The 19,900-nt window shown below is 33.6% G+C and carries 15 protein-coding genes; all 15 read right to left on the bottom strand.

What is annotated here, in order from left to right:
• Positions 1–176: 176 nt before the first annotated feature.
• A complete protein-coding gene (locus OO775_RS04660; protein ID WP_264845863.1) occupies positions 177–899 on the bottom strand; it encodes an energy transducer TonB in 723 nt (240 codons plus the stop codon).
• Positions 900–945: 46 nt separating this feature from the next.
• Positions 946–1,317, bottom strand: a complete 372-nt coding sequence (locus tag OO775_RS14115; protein ID WP_373874546.1) for a VanZ family protein — start codon at positions 1,315–1,317, stop codon at positions 946–948.
• Positions 1,310–1,690 carry a glycine cleavage system protein GcvH gene (gene gcvH / locus OO775_RS04655; protein ID WP_264845862.1) on the bottom strand — a complete coding sequence of 127 codons (381 nt, stop codon included), beginning with the start codon at positions 1,688–1,690 and terminating at the stop codon, positions 1,310–1,312. Before gcvH ends, OO775_RS14115 begins: the two co-directional genes overlap by 8 nt.
• 227 nt (positions 1,691–1,917) lie before the next feature.
• Complete coding sequence (locus OO775_RS04650; protein WP_264845861.1) at positions 1,918–3,786, bottom strand: alpha-amylase family protein; 1,869 nt, start codon at positions 3,784–3,786, stop codon at positions 1,918–1,920.
• Between the two features lie 102 nt (positions 3,787–3,888).
• Positions 3,889–4,086 carry a hypothetical protein gene (locus OO775_RS04645; RefSeq protein WP_264845860.1) on the bottom strand — a complete coding sequence of 66 codons (198 nt, stop codon included), beginning with the start codon at positions 4,084–4,086 and terminating at the stop codon, positions 3,889–3,891.
• Positions 4,087–4,231: 145 nt separating this feature from the next.
• On the bottom strand, positions 4,232–6,070 hold the full coding sequence (locus tag OO775_RS04640; RefSeq protein ID WP_264845859.1) for a glycoside hydrolase family 13 protein: 1,839 nt from the start codon (positions 6,068–6,070) through the stop codon (positions 4,232–4,234).
• A gap of 105 nt (positions 6,071–6,175) precedes the next feature.
• Positions 6,176–6,955 (bottom strand): glutamate racemase, encoded by a 780-nt coding sequence (murI, locus tag OO775_RS04635; RefSeq protein WP_264845858.1) that lies wholly within the window; start codon positions 6,953–6,955, stop codon positions 6,176–6,178.
• Positions 6,956–7,042: 87 nt separating this feature from the next.
• Positions 7,043–7,573 (bottom strand): OmpH/Skp family outer membrane protein, encoded by a 531-nt coding sequence (locus OO775_RS04630; RefSeq protein ID WP_264845857.1) that lies wholly within the window; start codon positions 7,571–7,573, stop codon positions 7,043–7,045.
• A gap of 23 nt (positions 7,574–7,596) precedes the next feature.
• Positions 7,597–8,394 (bottom strand): OmpH/Skp family outer membrane protein, encoded by a 798-nt coding sequence (locus OO775_RS04625; RefSeq protein ID WP_264845856.1) that lies wholly within the window; start codon positions 8,392–8,394, stop codon positions 7,597–7,599.
• Between the two features lie 144 nt (positions 8,395–8,538).
• Positions 8,539–11,139, bottom strand: a complete 2,601-nt coding sequence (gene bamA / locus OO775_RS04620; protein WP_373874549.1) for an outer membrane protein assembly factor BamA — start codon at positions 11,137–11,139, stop codon at positions 8,539–8,541.
• A 4-nt stretch (positions 11,140–11,143) separates the two neighbouring features.
• On the bottom strand, positions 11,144–11,890 hold the full coding sequence (gene uppS, locus OO775_RS04615) for an undecaprenyl pyrophosphate synthase (protein WP_264846043.1): 747 nt from the start codon (positions 11,888–11,890) through the stop codon (positions 11,144–11,146).
• 10 nt (positions 11,891–11,900) lie between these two features.
• The gene (porG, locus tag OO775_RS04610; RefSeq protein ID WP_264845855.1) at positions 11,901–12,596 is read right to left on the bottom strand and encodes a type IX secretion system protein PorG; all 696 of its coding nucleotides are present in this window, start codon (positions 12,594–12,596) and stop codon (positions 11,901–11,903) included.
• A gap of 224 nt (positions 12,597–12,820) precedes the next feature.
• Complete coding sequence (locus OO775_RS04605) at positions 12,821–14,620, bottom strand: RagB/SusD family nutrient uptake outer membrane protein (RefSeq protein ID WP_264845854.1); 1,800 nt, start codon at positions 14,618–14,620, stop codon at positions 12,821–12,823.
• 19 nt (positions 14,621–14,639) lie between these two features.
• A complete protein-coding gene (locus tag OO775_RS04600) occupies positions 14,640–17,732 on the bottom strand; it encodes a SusC/RagA family TonB-linked outer membrane protein (protein WP_264845853.1) in 3,093 nt (1,030 codons plus the stop codon).
• Positions 17,733–17,948: 216 nt separating this feature from the next.
• A complete protein-coding gene (locus OO775_RS04595; protein ID WP_264845852.1) occupies positions 17,949–19,895 on the bottom strand; it encodes a RagB/SusD family nutrient uptake outer membrane protein in 1,947 nt (648 codons plus the stop codon).
• Positions 19,896–19,900 lie beyond the last annotated feature (5 nt).

The following is a 19,900-nucleotide window of genomic DNA, read 5'->3' as shown; positions in this document are numbered from 1 at the left end:
TAAAAGAAAATAACATGGCCATTTTCTTCAACAAATTGTATCTATATACTTTTGACAAAGAATGATATGAGAATGACGACATTATCAGTTCTTATCCAATGTTAATAAAATCTAAAAAAATAAAAAAGCGAAACTTAAAAGTTTCGCTTTTTTATAATATGATAAAAATATAATGCTTAATTATTCAATTTGAACATAATTGGATAAGCATATGTTACAGCTACAGGTTTACCTCGTTGTTTTCCTGGTATAAAATTAGGTAATTTTTCAATAATTCGTCTTGCTTCTGCTTCTAATGCTTTATCTGGTCCACGAACCCCAGTTACAGTAACTGAACCATCTTTATTGATACGAAAAAGTACCGTTACACGCCCTTGAATTTGCATTTCTTGGGCTATTTCTGGATATCTGAAATGCTTTTGTACATGGCTATCCAATGTTTTTTTGAAACAATCTTCCTGTTGTTTTCCTTTAGGAAGATTTTTACAAACTTCGAAAGTTGGTTTATCTTCAATAACAGCAAAAGGTATTTCGTCTGGAATATCATCTTCAACAGGTGTTTCAATTTTCGGTGCTTCGGCAATTACTTCATTTTTGGTTGTTTCAGTACTTGCAAAATCCGTTTTAATTTCAACTTTGTTATCAACCACTTCTATTTGTTCTGGTACAGAAACTTCTGGTGGCGGTTGTGGTGGTGGTGTATTTTCCATTACAATTTCTTCGACTTCTTCGTCTAAATTATCGTCTACAGCCGAAAATTCTACTTTATCTCTATCACTTTCATATGATTTAAAATTGATAGCAAATAAACTAATGGAAGTTGCTACAGCAAGTCCAATAGCAAAGAACAATCCTGTACGACGACTTAAATCTGCTTGGGGATTTTTTTTAAGTTCCATACGTATTATTTTTTAATAATTTATAAATTGTGTTTGAATTCAAGTTTCAAAATCTTGTCATTCTCAGTAAATATATAGCAACAATTATGCCAAATGTATTAAAATAGATATCTTTTATATCTCCACTACGATATAAAGTTATTTTTTCTTGTAAAAACTCGATTAAAACTCCTAATACAAATACTATCACAAAAGATACAATAGCTCGTAATCTAAAAGTTTTAAACCAACTTGTCTCTATTTTGAAAAAACGCATCAAAAGTAAAGTCATAACAAAATAAAAAACAAAATGTACAATTTTATCTGAATGACTAAACAAAGGGCGAATTTTCGTTTTCGGAAAAGATACTAAACTCAAAAAAATAACTGAAATTATCCAAATAATCAGTAAAAAAAGATATCTATGCTTTCTAAACACCAATTAGTTCTTTGTAAGCATCTGCGCTTAATAAGGTATCAACTTCTGCAGAATTGCTAATCTTTACTTTTATCATCCAACCTTTGTTATAAGGGTCTGTATTGACAAGTGCAGGATCATCTTCCAATTCTTTATTAAAACTAATTATTTCTCCACTTACAGGCAAGAAAAGATCTGAAACTGTTTTTACAGCTTCAACCGTGCCAAAAACTTCTTCTTTATCAAGGGTTTCGCCCTCGGTTTCTACTTCTACATAAACAATATCACCCAATTCGCGTTGAGCAAAATCTGTAATACCTATTACGGCTACTTCTCCTTCCAAACGAACCCACTCATGGTCTTTGGTATACTTTAATTCTGTTGGAATATTCATTGGTATTTCTTTAATGTTTTTACAAGAAACAAATTTACAAAAAAAATTTTAAATGAAAAACAATTACGTATAATTTTGTTTAAAAATATTTTATTTTAATTTTTTATCTACTATAAATTATTAAAAATCAAAAACTTACAAGTTGATAAATTTTTATTTTTTCTACAAATTTCAATATTTTCTATAAAAAATAACTGAAAAATGTTTCCATTTTTATGCTTATTTGCTTATTTGTTATGTATTTCAAAGATGAATGATTCTAATGGTTTGATATCTATGCGCATTTTAGCAATTCCGTTATGATTTTGCATCGCAATTTTATGCCCTGAAAGCGCATCAACGAGTGAATACCTTCCATTAGGAAGTTTCCAAAAAGAAATTATCTCTTGTGGGATTTGTAATTCAAAACCAAAGGTTTGCTCTGAATCAAAATTGCTTACTATTATCCATTTTTTCCCATCTTTATCCCCTCTGACAAACGAATATACCTTATCGTTATAGAATTCGGTATGTGAGCGGTTGTATGTGTGAATATCATTGTAACTTCCTGAAATATTAAGGTTTAGTAATTTCTTATAATATGCGCGAAGTTTCTTTTGAGCCTCAGATAGTTTTTCTCCATCAAACTTTCCTTCATTCATCCATTTTTGATGCTCAGGAACACCCACATAATCGAAGATAGAAGTACGCGAAGGGCTACCAAAACCTCCTTTTTCGGAGCCTTCTTCTCCTACTTCCTGCCCAAAATAAATCATTGTTGGGGCAGAAGAAATCGTATGAGAGATAACCATAGCGGGAAGTGCTTTAAAAGGATTACCTGCAAACTCAGGAGCTGCTATTCGTTGTTCATCATGATTTTCAAGGAAGTGCAACATATGACGCGAGATATCTTTAAGTTTGTGCTGTATAGGAGCAATTCCATCTGTGGAGTGTTTATACTGAACAATGTTTCTTAATGTATCATAAAGTTGTACTTTATCATACAAATAGTCCATTTTTCCTTTACGAATGTAGTCTCTATACGCATTAGGATTATATATTTCTGCTAATAAAAAGGATTGAGGATTCTTCATTTTAATTGAAGAATTGAGATAACTCCAAAATTCGACAGGAACCATTTCTGCCATATCATATCGGAAGCCATCAACTCCTTTTTCAAGCCAAAAAAGTGCAATATCTCGAAATTTAACCCACGTATTGGGTACTTTTTTATCTTTCCAGAATTCATAATGTACCTCATAGGGTTCATATTCATACCCATCGGGAAGCAAAGGAAACTCTTTTTTCCCTTCGGGAGAAATACCAAAGTTTAATTTGACCGTTTCGTACCAATCATTGAAATCAGGCTGAGGACTTCTTGCACCATTTCCAGTCCATTTTGCTGGATTTTCATCAAACTTTCCATCAATTAACCAATGTGGCTCACCTCCCAAAGGTTTATATCCATCAGCATATAAAGGAAGTACAAAAGGTTGATTGGGAACATAATAAAAATTATTATCAACATCAAAAACTACACTTGTATTATCATCTTGCCCAAAACCACGTACTCCATCGGGCATAGAAACACTCTCGTAGCGCCTTGCAACATGATTTGGCACAATATCAATAATAACTTTGAGTCCATTTCTATGCGTTCGCTCAATAAGAGCTTCAAATTCTGACATTCTATTCGCAGGATTATTTGCTAAATCAGGATTTACATTATAATAATCTTTAACTGCATATGGAGACCCTGCGCGTCCTTTAACTACCTCTGGGTCATCGTCAGAAATACCATACTTTTTGTAATCACCTACTAAGGCATGGTGTGGAATACCTGTGTACCAAATATGTGTAGCCCCAAGCTCCTTAATTTCTTGTAACGCCTTGTTACTAATATCTTCAAACTTTCCTACACCATTCTCTTCTTTCGTACCCCAAACTTTATTCGTCTGATTTTTATTTCCAAAAAGACGTGTAAAAACTTGATAAACCACTTTTTTACCTCTTACTTCTGAGTTTTCAGATTTCGCTTCTTTATTTTTCCCAGAAAATTGACATTGTATATGCGTCATAAACGTACCTATTAAAAATATTATTGTTATTTTTTTCATCTATTTACTTATTTTTATTAAAAATATTATTATTTAAATCTTAGCTTTATAAGCTAATAATTCATATTTCAATTATTAAATCTAATAAATTGTTATTCAAAATTATTTTTTATATATTAAAATCATAAAAATAAAAGCTAAAAGCTCAATTATCGAAACTAAAAGCTTAATCATCGAAGCTAAAAGCTCAATTATCGAAGATAAAAGCTCAATTATCGAAGATAAAAGCTCAATCATCGAAGCTAAAAGCTCAATCATCGAAGCTAAAAGCTCAATCATCGAAGCTAAAAGCTCAATCACTAAATCTAAAAATTTAAATATTAGATAAAAGAACTTGATGATTAGAATTAAAAATAAAAAAATTAAATATAAAATGTTTAATTGATTTATTTTTATTAAAAAAAAGCGAGTTTTAAACTCGCTTTTTTATATTTATAATTCACGTTTATTTACTAAGATCTAAAACTAAGGCAGTTTTACCTTCAATTTCCAATGTATTTGTTAGTGAAAATTCTTTTTCAGATACAACATCTTTTCCTTTAGTAAAAGATTTAATACCTTCATCAAAACGCTTTAAGTCAATAGTTTGTTTTTCGTGTTTATTATTGATAATTACCATAACTGTATTGGCATCATCGTAGCGAAAATATACATAAATTTCATTATCAGGCAAAAACTGCAATAATTTACCTTTATGAATTACCGATTTACCTTTACGCCAGTTGAATAATTTGGCAGTAACATCAAAATAAGCACACTGTTCGGGAGTACGAGTCTCAGGATTGAAGGCATTATTCGCATCATTTTCCCAGCCCCCTGGGAAATCCTGGCGAATATCCGCATCGCCTTTGCCTTTATCTCCTCGCATTCCGATTTCACTTCCGTAATAGAGTTGTGGAATTCCTCGCATTGTAGATAAAATTGCCATCACGATTTTATAATCTTCAATATTTGGATAAATTTCATTAATGCGTCCGGTATCATGGTTTTCAGCGAAGATTAAAAGATTGTAAGGCTCTTTATAGAGAAAATCATTAACAAAATTCTCGTAAAACTGAATCATACCCTTGTCCCACGAAGGTTGTACCTTCAAAGCCTCACCAAAAGCATCGTGAAGCGTAAAGTCCATCACCGAAGGCAAATATGTATTATAGTTTTGTAAAGCTGAAATTGGGCTATCCTTCTGCCAATACGATATTTGGGCTTGGTCGTGCAACCATACCTCACCTACTATATTAAAGTTTGGATATTCTTCCATTACACGTTTTGTCCATTGAGCAATTCCTTCCTTGTCATTGTAAGAATATGTATCTACACGTAAGCCGTCAAGGTCTGCATACTCAATCCACCAAATTGCATTTTGCAACAAATAGTTGAAAACCATCGGATTCGATTGATTAAGGTCGGGCATCGTCTTTGTAAACCAGCCTTTTTCACAATATTTCTTATCATATTCTGATGCATACTTATCCATTTGAGTACTCATTCGATATGTTGTTTGTCCATAACCTGGAAATTGATGCAACCAATCGTATGCAGGCAGGTCTTTAACTATCCAATGTTCAGCTCCCCAGTGATTTGTAACATAATCTTTGATAAGTTTCATATCTCGTTTGTGTAATTCTGAAGCTAATCGACGATAATCTTCATTTGTGCCATAACGTGCATCTATCTGATATACATCACTTTGCGCATAGGTATGATACGAATATTCAGGATCATTATCCTCGCACATCGGGGTACTCCAAATAGCTGTTGCCCCAAGCGATTGTATGTAATCCAGATTATTGATAATTCCCTGAATATCACCTCCGTGTCGTCCACCTGCAAGGGTTCGATTTGCTTTTTCTATCAGTTGATTGTTTGAATCATTTTGAGAATTTCCATTGGCAAATCGGTCTGGCATTAGCAAATAAATCATATCGGAAGTATCAAAACCTTTGCGCATTGCAGAGTTTTCCCTACGTTGCTTGAGTTCATACGAAAGAGTTTGTTGTTTTTTCTTTCCTTTCCAAAGAGATATAGAATATTTGTTAGCTAACTGATTCTCAGTATCAAAAGTTACGAACAAATAATTGGGATTTTCTGTCTTAGCAATATCTACAATAGGTAAATCACTTTTCACATCAAATTGAGCAATATTTTTGCCATAAAAAAGTACTTGAATTTTGCTGGTTTTCATTCCACTCCACCAAAAAGGAGGCTCCATACGTTGTATTTGTCCAAAAGTAAAAGTACTCATAAATATTGATAAAGTTAATATTATTTTTTTTATCTTTTTCATCAAATAAGATATTTTAAAATTTTGTGCTAAGATACGAATTCTTCTGACAAGAAAAAATCATTTTTGTTCGAAAACGATATAATGTGCATAATTTTATATTTTTGCTTATGAAATTTTTTCAAGATATTTTATTTGAACATTTTGGGGAGCAAATTGAGAAAGGATATTTCTATTTTTTGTCGTTATCCAAAGATGTTTTGCCGAATAAACAGAGGAGGTCAATAACTGATTTTGTTCAAGAACTTTTTTTGTTTGTCGAGCAACTGCCCTTCCAGAATCTACAATCTGAATATGAGCAGGGAGAATTTGTTTAATTATTGGAATTAAATACGGATAATGTGTGCAACCCAAAACCAAATAATCGATATTTTGAGCAATCATTGGAGTAAGGTATTTTTTCAACAAGGAAAACATTTTGGGACTGTTAAGTTGCCCATTTTCTATAAGTTCGACAAGTCCGTAACCTATTTGTTCTATTATTTTAATCCCATTCCGAACCGCAAATAATTGACTTGTCTGATGAAAAAGTTTGCTGTTAAGTGTGCCTTGTGTAGCAAGTATCCCTATAACTTTTGTTTTAGTTTGCAAAGATGCAGGTTTTATGGCAGGTTCTATACCAATAAAAGGTACAGAATATTTCTCTCGAAGGTAAGAAATAGCCTGGGTTGTCGCTGTATTGCACGCAACTACTATTATTTTACTATCATTTTCTAAGAGAAACTCTGTATTTTTTTCACAAAGAAAAATAACCTCATCTTTGTTTTTTGTGCCATAAGGAGCATTTTTACTATCGGCAATTAAAAGCGTATCTTCGTAAGGAAGGATTTTTACCACTTCACTCCAAATACTTGTTCCTCCAATACCCGAATCAAAAAAACCTATCATAATTCTTTTCTTTTTACAAGATACAAAATTATAAAAAAGTGTCCGTTTTGGACACTTTTCTAAAATCTAAAACTTATAAAAATATGACTAAAAACCTAATTCTTTTTTTACATCATTGTAAAGATCTTTTCCGTTTGCAAAAATAACGGTCCCAGGCTGTGTAGAATCCAACACATAATCAAAACCTTGGGCTTTGGCTACCTTTTCAACTGCTTTTCTTGCTTTTTCGTACAATGGAGCAAGCAAACTTTGTTGTTTTTTCTGCAAATCTTCGGCTGCTGTTTGTTGTGCTTGACGAATGTTATTTTGCATAGTTTCCAATTCTTTTGATTTTCTTTCAAGCTCAGCTTGTCTTGATTTCAATTGGTCTTCGGTAAGTGCATTTACTTCATTTTGGAACGCTTGTGCTTTTGTTGTATATTCTTTTACAGATGATTGAATATCATTAGTATAAGTTTGTTCCAATTTTTGTAATTGTGCTTGTGCCGATTTCATCTCGGGCATTTCACTTAGTAATTTTTGTGAGTCAATATGAGCTACCTTAGATTGTGCCATACTCACTGTTGTCGCTCCTAACATAAGAGCCACTGCAACCATCAAATTTTTAATGTTCTTCATTGTTTTACTTACTTTAATTTTTTTTAATTATTATTATTTTCTTTTTCTTTTAAATTTTTCTCATTTTTTTGTTTTTTCTCCAATTCTAATTTAGCTCGTTTGGCTTGTCTTTCTTGAAGAGATTTTTCTCGTTGAGTTGCCAATTCTTTTTGCTTGGCTTCTCGTTGAGCTTGTCTTTCAGCATAGAGTTTTGCACGTTTTTGTTCTGCTTCTTCTCGTTTTTTGGTTCGTTCGTCTTTTAGATCGTAATTATAATTTTCTTTTAACAATTCACTCATTTCTTTATTTCGATCTTCGACATTTTCTTTACGTTTGAGTATGCGAAGCACGAGTTTTGTTATATCATATTTTTGGTCAGCATAAATTGACGATACATCTTCTTTGGTGAAAATATAATCATATTTCTTTGTTTTTCCTATTTCTTGTGCAATATTAAATATCTGGTCTTGAATAGGTTGAGCTAATTGCCATTTTTGCTGGATATAATCTCCTTTTTCGGCTCCAAAACGCTTCTGTTGTAATACTTTAAGATTATGTTCTAGAATCTGGATTTCTTCTTCTCTATCGCTTACCATTTCGGCTGTAAGCAAAGGTTTCTCAGCTTCTAATTTTTCTTTACGCTTACGTATCTCCTCTGATTTTTCATCAAATTCAGCTTGCCAAGTAGCTATTTTCTCTGCAAATTGTTCATTGGCAACTTGATATTCTTCCAAATTTTGTAATATATAATCTACATCAACATAAGCTACTCGCGTAGTTTTTTGAGCAAAAATACAAAAATTTATCCAAAAGAAAAAAAATGCAATATGTAAATTTTTCATTTTCATCTGAATTTAATAAAGAAAAAATCGTGCCAAATATTATTTTTATTCTTTTTTCATTTTAATTTACTAAATATCAATCAATTACTATTAAATAAAAATAACATAAGTCTATTAACTAAAATTGTAATTTGAACAATAATTTTAGAATTGTTGTCCAAAAATAAAGTGCGTTTCCCAACCGTTGGCTCCTGTACGCCCTCCAATACTATCAAATCCGTATCCGAAATCAAATCCTAACATTCCAAACAAAGGCATATAAATACGTACACCTAATCCCGCTGAACGTTTGAGCTCAAAAGGGTTATATCGCTCGAAACCTCCATATGAATTAGCACCTTCAGCAAAAGCCAGAGCAAAGATAGAGGCTGTTTGTTTTAATGTAATTGGATAACGAAGTTCTAATGAAAATTTGTTGTAAAGAGGGTCTCCATCTTCCCCTGAGAGGGCTTGATTAGGATAACCACGCATTTGAATATACTCTCGACCATCAAGAGAATAATATGCCATTCCGTCTCCTCCTACAAAAAAACGTTCAAAAGGGATAACACCTCGTTGTTTATTATAAGCTCCTAAATAACCAAATTCTGCACTTGATTTTAGTACTAATTTGTCAATCAAATTAGTATACCAAGAAGCATTTGCTTTTATTTTATAAAACTCTAACCACTTGTAACGTTCTTGGTCAATAGCAGATATTTTATTAGAATTTCCATCGGCAACAGCCTGATTTCGTTGTTCCAACAAAGCTCCATAATCAACTTCATTGAACAATGAATAAGGCAATGTAAGTTTTGCTGATAAACTAAAATCATTTCCTCCCATGGGGAAAATGGGATTCGGTCCACTTGAACGTCGGCTCAATGTGGCTGTATATGCTAACGAATTAGAATATCCATCTCCGAAAGTAAATAAACCTGTATTATAATTCTTCAAATTATAATGATTAAAGCCTACAGATTGTGATAATTGAAAATAATCATCTGGGACACGAAGTCTTTTTGCTATTCCAACCGTAACACCTGTTATGTGAAAACGACGATCTCTATCAACATCATACGTTATATAGTTATAACTATACTGAACTGTATGCTGGAATGATACAGAAAACTGTACAGGTTTTTCACCTCCTAACCAAGGTTCTGTGAAAGCGAAACTATATGCGTGATATGAACGACTGGCTTGTGCATTGAGAGATAATTTTTGCCCATCACCCATTGGTAAAGGTCTGTATGATTTTTTATCAAAAATATTTTGAATAGAGAAATTATTAAAATTCAGTCCGATAGTTCCAATGAAACTACCTCCTCCATAACCACCTTGTAATTGTATTTGGCTTGACCCACCTGTATCATCTAACTTCCATTCTAAATCGACTGTGCCTGCATTAGGATCGGGATTTTTGATATCGGGACTAATTTTCTCTGCATCAAAAAAACCTAATTGTCCCAATTCTCGTATGGTTCTAATTATATCTTCCTTAGAATACATATACCCCGGCCTTGTACGCATTTCTCTATAAATAACTCGATCATTAGTTATTGTGTTTCCTAATACTGAAATATTATTAAAATGTGCTATTTTACCTTCGCGAATACGTATTTCAAAATTGATTGTATCATTAACTGCTGAAACTTCAACAGGAATTATTTGAGAAAATAAATATCCATTGTTTTGATAGAGATTTGATATCGTATTTGCATCTGGTTTTTTAGGATCGTTAATACGATTTTTCAGTTGTACTCCATTATAAACATCTCCTTTCTTCAAACCCAATATACGATCTAATATTTGATTGCTATACACTGCATTTCCCAAAAATTTTATATCTCCAAAGTAATATTTTCTTCCTTCTTCTAAACTGATTTTCAGACTAATATCATTATTTTTTTCTTTAAACAATGTATCTTGAATAATACGAGCATCGCGGTAACCATTTTCTTTGTAAAAGTCAATGAGTGAAATAAGGTCTTCATCGTAGTTGGCTTGAACGTACTTAGAACGTTTCCAAAAACGCCCTGCAAATCGACGTTTGGTTTTTTTGAGTTGCTTTCTAAGTTTTGCATTCGGAAACGTTTGATTTCCTTCAAAAGTAATATCTTTTATTTTAACTTTACTACCTTTATGAATATTTATAAGCATTTTTACTCCATTGGCATCAGTTGTGTCAACTTTCGTATCAATATGAATTTTGGTATTCAAATATCCTTCTTTTCTGTATTTGTTAGTAAGGTAATTTTTAGTTTTGGCAACCAAACTTTCATTAACTTTTGTTGTTCCTTTTTTGAGTTCAGCATCTTTAAGTATTTCTTCTGCTTTTTTGGGTTTCACTCCTGTAACGACAATATCAGTAAGATTGGGTGTTTCTTGAATAGAAAGCTCTAAGAATACTTTATTACCTTCAGTTTTTGTAATAAAAATATCAACATCACTGAAAAGCTTGTACTCCCACAATTTGTGAATAATTCGGCTAAATTTTTCGCCTGGAATTGTAATAACATCTCCTATTTTCAACCCAGATGCTGACAAAATAGTTTGGGCATTGTAACGTTTTGCTCCCGTTACTTCAATACCTCCTATTTCGTATTCTTTGGCATTGTCTAACGAAAATTTTTCATCTTGCTTACTCCATCCTAATAGAGTGTCTTGCGTGGACATTTGTAATTCTTGCTCAGAATTTTCTTCCTGTGCGTGTATTATTCCTATGAGCATTACGCTTATAAGGGTCATTATTTTTTTTAACATCATACTACTTACTAAGTTGTTCACTGGTTTTTCCAAATCTACGTTCTCTTTGTTGAAAATTTATAATGGCTTGATACAAATGTTCGGGTGTAAAGTCTGGCCAAAGCACTTTCGTAAAATACAATTCGGCATATGCTATCTGCCAGAGCAAAAAATTACTAATACGATGCTCTCCACTAGTACGAATGAGCAAATCAACATTAGGCATTTTGCGAGTGTAAAGTTCTTGATTTATTCGCAATTCGTCTATATCATCAAGGCTAATTATGTTATTTTTAACATCAGAAGCTATTTTTTTAACAGCTTGTATAAGTTCTTGCCTACTTCCATACGCAAGAGCTAATGTAATTGTACATCGTGTGTTATGTTGTGTTAGCTCTATTGATTTTTGTAGTTCTTTCTGAACATTTGTAGGTAAACTATCCATATCGCCAATGGCATTCAAACGGATATTGTTTTGATGTAACATTTTTATTTCTTTTTGCAATCCTCTGAACAACAATGACATAAGTGCATTTACTTCTGCCTTAGGTCTATTCCAATTCTCAGTTGAAAAAGCATACAATGTAAGGTAAGGGATACCGAGTTCTGCTGTTGCTTGAATAATATTTCGAAGAGTTCCTGCGCCACTTTCGTGACCAAAAACACGTAATTTTCCTTTTTGTTTCGCCCAACGTCCATTGCCATCCATAATAATAGCTATGTGTTGAGGTAGTTTTGTTATATCTATCTGTGTTTTCAAAATATTAATTTGTTTTAGCCTAAAAACAATCGCAAGGTTTTTGTCCAAAAGTATATGTTATGTACAATCCTGATACAAAATACCAATCGTTATTATTAAAATTTCCGAATCTTTTTGAACTATCGTTGGGTTTGCTCCCTTCCAAATTATTACTAAAAGTATATCGCGCACTCACTTCTGCCCCAAGTAGAAAACGCGTATTACCTAAGCGAGTTTTTATTCCCAAGGTAAAAGGAATAGCCCAAGTTCCAATAGGTTCTTTTTTACTAATCAATGCAGTTTGTGGGGTAGTGGTTAAATTCTGAAATTGTAAATAATTTTGTTCAAAATAGTAAATTCCTGTATGAAAATAAGGCGTAAAAAGTACATCAAAGGGTTGATGTGTATCAAAATCTAAAAAATTGTACTCAATACCTGCTCCTATTTCAATGACTTCGTTCTCAAACGAAAAACCACGATTTTGGCGTGCGACAATATCCGATTGAGCATCATTATCCCACAGAGTAAGGTATTTTAAGTCCGCTCGAAATGAAAGTCGTGTATGCAAATTTCGTTTGTACAATATTCCTATTGCCCATTTGTTAGGATTTACATATACTGCTTTACCAATATCTGTAACCGCATTAGCTCCTCCTACAAATAGTCCTAATTCGTTATATTGCGCCCACAAAGTTTGGGTAACCAACATTATGAACAAAAAAAGTAGTCGTCTCATCAATTTTTTATTAGAAATAGATATAATAGTTCTCTAAATAATCGGCAAAGATAATATAAAAATTTAAACCTAAAATATTTTTAGGATATTATTTGCTTTTTTCATAGTGAAAAATAATTTTCCGCTATATTTTTCGGTATAAAAAGCCAAAAGCTCCGAGAGGATTTTCTCGGAGCCTTTGGTATGTGTATTAAAAGATAGATTATCTATCGTTTTAGTAATCTTTAATATCCTTCATTCTGTTTCATTTCAGGATTTTTATTTTTATCTAATGCAGTTGTCGGGATAGGCATATACATCAAGCGAGGGCTCCATTTTTTTTCTGCTCCAGGATTTCCTACTATATCTTGTATTTGTCCTTTCATCACAACGCTTGCAGCTTGATTTCCTTTGTACCCACCATTTCTGGTATCATCTTCATAAAGACGGATGTCAAAGAAACGAAAACCCTCACCTGCAAGCTCTATTCTGCGTTCTGCACGGATAAAATCAAGAGCCTCTGTTTTTGATAAACTTGTGGGGACATCAGGCATACCTACACGTTTTCGTAATTTGTTAAGCTCTGTAGTTACACTGCCGTCATAACCAACTACCTGAGTATGTGATTCCGCATAAATAAGAAGGATTTCTGCTAAACGCATCATCGGAAAATCAATCCCTGTAGTATAATATGCACCACCCCAAATTGTAACAACATCGTCAGCTCCACTCATTTTTCGAAAAGCAAAGCCACTTCGTCCATAATTTACGATGTCAGGTACATACTCTTGATATGCATCTGGAATATATTTACTTACAGAAGAGAATGGGAAAATAATCGAAGCATACAAGCGACTATCTCGATTCTTATACTGTGACATATAGTCTTTTAAAGGAAGACTATTTACAATACTATGTACAGCTTCACTATATGTTTTATTAGGCATATTTGGTTTCAAGCCATCTACTTCAGTTTTCAGGGTGTTATATTGAGTTATTCGATTCGTCATTGGAGAAAGTACAGGAAGTGTTTTTCCATCAACTGACCAATATGCATCAACCAACTCTTGAATAGGTACAATTGTTGCCCACGCTTGTTTATCTACCAAATTTGGAGTCAATAGAGCCGTTACTCGTAGCCAATCTCCTTCTTGTTCATTAGCGATAACTTCTTGAGCTATAATTGTTTCGGGGCTATTATCTGCTTTCCAAATATCTTGATAATTGAAAATCCCCTTAATGAAATCATTTTCATTTATTCCATAAGTAGAAAAATCAATAAATTTCTTAAAATATTCGGCATCTTTTCTCATATCATCGGTAAGAGATGCTACTTGGTGAAGTTGGTATCCTCCGTTGTCAATAACATAACGAGCTGCCGCTTCAGCTTCCGAATAATTCCCAAAATAATATGCCATACGAGCTTTGATAGCTGTTGCAACGACTTTATTGAATGTGCCTTTATCATTGATAGTAGGCAATATTGCAATAGCTTCGTCCAGTTCTTTCAAAACCCAAGAACGTATTTCACTTGCAGAAGTCCGCTTTAATCCGTTGGGAAAATCATCAACAAGTCCCTCAACAAAAGGTACATCACCAAAATAGAGAGTTAATCCTCCATAAAGCCACGCACGCATAACACGAGCTTCATTTTTGTATTTTGAGCGTAACTCAGCAGGAGTTTTTTCAAAACCATCTACCTTTTCAATAATCTGATTACACGCTCGTATGCCAGAGTAAAACCAATTATATCCATAATCTTGAGCTGGATTAAGAGTATTAGCTTGTACAGAAGCTCCATTACTATCCCACGAATTTCGTGAGTATCCATTGTCTGCATATCCGTCTAAAAAGATGGCGCCATATCCATTTAATGACATAGCTCCTTTATATGAGTAGATGGAATTTCTAAAACTTGTAAGTAATGTCTCATCAATTTTGGAAGGGTCTAACGAACCCTGTGGAGATTTTTCAAAAAAATCATCGGAACAACTCACTCCCATTAAAACAGAAGTTACAAAAGCTATTTTTATTATATTTTTCATTTTTCTATTTTTTTATCTATTAAAAAGTAAAGGTAATACCCGCTGTATAACTTTTCAAACCTAAGCTATATCCTCGCCCACTAGCAACTTCGGGGTCAAAATCTTTCATTCGTTTGTCTCCTCTAATTGTAAATATATTGTCTGCTGAGAGGAATATACGTGCATTTGTCAATCCAATCTGCTTTAATACATCATCAGATAGAGAGTAACTCAATGTAACGTTCTTAATTCTAAAATAAGAAGCATCGAATAACCAATAAGATGATTTCTGATTATTATATTTATAACGTTGATCTGCAGGTGTGAAAAGTTTTAAGTATGTGGAATTTTGATTATTTTCTGTCCAATAATCAGTTTGCCATTGACGAGGTACGGAATTATCAAAGAATGCTTGTGAGGCTTCTTCACTTAAATAAACTTTGACATCAGTTACACCTTGCCCGAATACAGACAATGAAAAATTCTTATAATTCAAATCTACATTAAATCCGTAAGTAAATTTAGGAACATCGTTAGCTACTATTATACGGTCTTGGGAATCAATTTTACCATCAGCATTTGCGTCAACATATTTTACCATACCTGCTTCTGGAACCTGTGTTCCAAAGGGAATTATATTTCCACTGGCAACATCTTGAGTGGAATATACACCATCAGCTTGTAACATATAAAAATCACCTATGGAACCTCCTTTTCTAAAAATCCAATGGTCGCTTGGAGGAAGTTCTGTAACTTTATCTCCTAAATCTTCTATTATATTTTTATTATGAGTAGCGTTGAAGGACAAATTATATGAAAAATCACCTATTTTATTAGCGTGTGAAACAACTAATTCTACTCCCTTGTTACGTACTTTTCCGACATTGCGAGCAGGGATTTGTTCCGAAGATAAACCTGTTTCGGTCATTATGTCATTAGCTCTAATAAGAATTCCATCTGTAAGACGATCGTAGTAATCAATAGTTAAGCCTAATAGTCCTTTACTGATTGATAAATCAAGTCCCACGTTGGTGGTGATAGTTGTTTCCCAAGTTAAATTTTTATTTCCTAATCGTCCTTCAGTAAGGATGTTAGAACTCACTCCTCCTAAAACAATGGTGCCACTGGAATTATATGTTGAATACGTATCGTATAGACCTATGTTGTTGATATTTCCATTTTTCCCCCAAGAGGCACGCCACTTAAGTCCATCAATCCAAGTAAGATTTCTCATAAATTCTTCTTGCTCCATTCTCCAACCTACTGAAAATGAAGGGAAATATCCCCATCTACCTTCTTTGGCAAAGCGTGAAGATGCATCTGCACGGAAATTCGCTTCAAAAAGATATTTTTGATCGTAAGTATATCCTAGTCTTCCAAAGTAAGAATTGATATTCTCTTCTAAGTAAAAATCTTCATTTTGTCGGTTAGTTACTAACTGATCTGATTCTTTGATGGAACCTCCTTTGAAATCATTCATTTCGTCACTAGCAAAGTTTTTACGCCCAACTGTGATTCGCTTATATTGATAAATATCAGCATGTGCCCCAGCCATAGCTGTTAATGAATGAACTTGGTTAAAGGTTTTGTCGTAATTGATCCAGCCATCATAAATCCACTTGTCTGAATATCTCCAATCCAAATCCATCTGGTTTACTTTCAGCTCAGTATTCGGGATAATTCCAGAAGCAGGATTTAAAAAACTCGGTACACCTTTTTTTCTATTAGTAAAAGAAAAACCTCTGTAATCAAAATAGTTGTACCCTAATTGATTGGTGATTTTCATATTTTCTAATGGTCGTAATTCTATACCTATAGATCCTAAAAGTCGTTTAGTAGTTGAATTTGCACGCCCATTTTCTTCTAAAGATCGAAGCGGATTTGCACTGATTTCTTCTCCTGTTGCTTGACGCCCATTTCGTACCGAACCCCAATTACCATTAGAATGTTTTGCTACTTGTGTTGGAGGTACACGAAGAGCTTCCAAAAGGCTTGAAGAACCTTTTTTTCTATCATATTTATTGTAAATAAAATTGATATTGGAAGTGATTGTAAGCCAAGGCTTTAAATCAGAAGATGTTTTGGTGTTAATATTGTAACGATTCGTTGCGACTCCTGGAGTAAGATCTTCTTCACGAAGAAAACCCGTCCCAATAACATATTTAAACTTATCGCTACCCGCAGAAAACTGAAGATTGTGTTTGGTAAGAAAACTTTGTTTTCTGAGAATTAAATCAAACCAGTTTGTGTCAGGAAATCTATCAGGATCAGAACCATCAGCATATTTACGAATCATTTCATCTGTAAATGTTAAATTACTTTCTTGGACACCTGAATTTCGTTCAGCCTCTCGATACATTTCAGCATATTGTGCTGAGTTAACCATTTTTGGTAAATAAGTTGGCATTTGAACTCCTGTAGAACCATCATACGAAATTTGTAAAACGCCTGATTTCGCTGCTTTGGTACTAACAAGAACTACTCCAAAGGCAGCTTTCGCTCCATAAATTGCTGCAGAAGAAGCGTCTTTCAAAAATGAAATACTCTCAATACTATTAGGATTAAGTGCATTGAAGAAACTAGAACTAACTTCGATTCCATCAACGATATACAAAGGTTCTGAAGAGCCTAAATTCCCACGTCCACGAATATTCAACGAAGTACCTCCTGGGCGAGAAATGATTGTTACCCCTGGTACAGCTCCTTGTAGTGTTTTTGTGATGTTTGTAGAAGGTCTAGATGCCATTTTTTTAGTATCAATGGAAGCAACTGCTCCTGTTAAATTTACCTTCTTTTGGGTACCATACCCAACAACTACTACGTCATCAAGTTGTTGAGCATCTTCTTTTAGTATAACATTGATTATCAATGATTTACCCCCCCCAACTACCTTTTTGGTTTGGGTTTGAAATCCGATGTACGAGAATTCAAGCACATCGCCTTGATTGACTTGTATCTCATAATTTCCGTCAAAGTCAGAAACCACTCCGTGTGTAGTTCCTTTTACCAAAATATCGGCTCCTGGTAGCGGACTATTACTCTGGTCAGTAACCTTTCCAGTTACTCTTATTTGTGCCGATAGCGGTAATGCCAAAAGCATCAGCACAAATATAGCTAATAATTGTTTGAACATATATGATAAAATTTAAAGTTTCTGGTAATTAATGGATTACGTTTGAAAAAAACGTAATCTCTCAAATAGAACACCACAAAGTTAAAAAGATAAAATGTTTAAAACAAAATAATTAACATTAAATTTTTTTAAAGATCTCTAAAAAAGAAATAGAACCAATTATTATAAGGTTCTATTTCTATAATTTCAATTTTATAGTTAAGTGTGTAATAGATTTTAAATATCGTTAGCACCTCCATTGGCAGATATCGGCCACCCTGGATTTTGATAAATCACTGAAGATAATGTACTTCCGTCTAAAGAAGTGTGTACAAAATTTTCGTAAGGGATAGGACTTAAATAATGAGCTTTAGTCCAAGTATATCCGTCGTAATATAAATTATTAGCTTGAGTGATTTGATACGGGCGAATGTAGGTACTTAATGCTTTTGCCGACATATTCGGACTTGTGTCAGGAAGTGTTTTTATTTTACTTACACCATTGTCTTTATAATCATTTGCATCATACATTTCAGCCCACAAGTTCATTCCTTCTATTTGATAATTAGAAACTTGGTCTAGTGCTCTCCAACGCTTTAAGTCATCGTACCGCATTCCTTCAGCTATAAATTCGCAACGACGTTCACGACGGATGTTATACAAAGTAGTATTTATTTGATTTCCAGCAGAATATACAGCCCAATCTGTTTCTTTGCTTAAGTCGGTAGCTGAAATCGTTACATCAGGGTCTTCAGGAAGCCCAGCACGCGAACGAAGTTTTTTCCAATATCCAATAGCAGTTCCATTGAGAGAACCTTCTTTTTCAAAAGAAGCTTCTATGTAATTTAAATAAGCCTCTGTGGCACGAAAAACAATACAGCCTGTTTCTGTAAGATTACTTCCTTCGTGGTATTTTTGATCTGGGTATACCCCTTTATTTATATCATAGCCTGTAACAGCTTTTTGTTCAGCAACATTAGATAAAATGTCAGGATATGAGGCAACAATCTCTTTGCCAATAGTGGAAATATAATCGCCATTGGCACGAACAAAAAGTTGTAAGCGTTCATCACGATTTTGTTTTACTTTGATTAGTGTTTCATCTCCTTGATAACCAGAACCAGCTGCATAAATAGGCAATCCGTTTTTCATTAGAAAAGTTTCCATAAAACCACGTGTGTAGCCAGAGTTTGCTCCTCCTTTAAGATAGTGCATCGTGTGATGTCCGAAAAACTCAGCATTTGCTTGTCTCCACAATAGTACATCGGAATACGCACTCATATCCAAATCACCAAACATTTTGTAATACGGATTATCAAAAACATTTTTTCCTGTTACTGTGTGATTACTTGGAGTGATAGCTATAGCATCAGCTACTGTTTTAGCGGAATTCATCGCTTCTGTAAAGAAATATTCAATTTCTTGGTCAATGCCTCCCAAAGGATAATTAGTTGCAGAGCCACCCCAGCCTGTTCCTCCTGGTACGAAAGCTGTTCCTTTATGATATTTAAGCCAAGTACCTTCAAAAAGAGCTACTCTTGAACGGAATAATAATGCTACTTCTTTACTTATTCGGTTTTTTCCTTGTACGGGGCTTGGTTTGAGTAACGCTATTGCTTTGTCCAAATCTTCCAAAATAAAACGAGCTACTTGGTTACGAGGTTGGCGTTTTGAAGCCTCAATAAGTATTGTTTTATCATCGGGAAGCACTTTTTTTATAATGGGATAATCTCCGAAAGAACGTAGCTTTTTAAAATACTCATAAGCTCTAAGAAAATATGCTTCTCCAAGATAATGATTTATATTCTGCGGACTACCTGTTATTTTCCCATTAGCTACTTTGGGTTCTACTTGTTCAAAAAAGAAATTAATTTCTCTTATGCTATTAAAATCATATCCTCCACCTCGAGTAGGTACTCTCCATTCTCCTTTTTTCCATCGTCCATTTGCTGAACCTGAAGCCTGATTATCGGTATGATTGTCTTCGACAAAAGTACCTGCATTCCAATCTCTATGTGTAGGAAACGAATATCTTGTTATGGTATAGGCAGCCAGATCTTGTTCTGTATTAAAAAATTGTTCTGGTGAAATATCAGTGAGAGGTTCACGATCCAAGAACTTGTTACAAGATGTTATAGTTACAAGTAGAATTACTACTAATGCTATTTTATATATTTTTTTCATCGTTC

This window comes from Capnocytophaga catalasegens (assembly GCF_026005215.1).
Classification (GTDB): domain Bacteria; phylum Bacteroidota; class Bacteroidia; order Flavobacteriales; family Flavobacteriaceae; genus Capnocytophaga; species Capnocytophaga catalasegens.
Note: the sequence above shows the minus strand (reverse complement) of the source record. Positions and strands in the feature narration are given on the sequence as shown.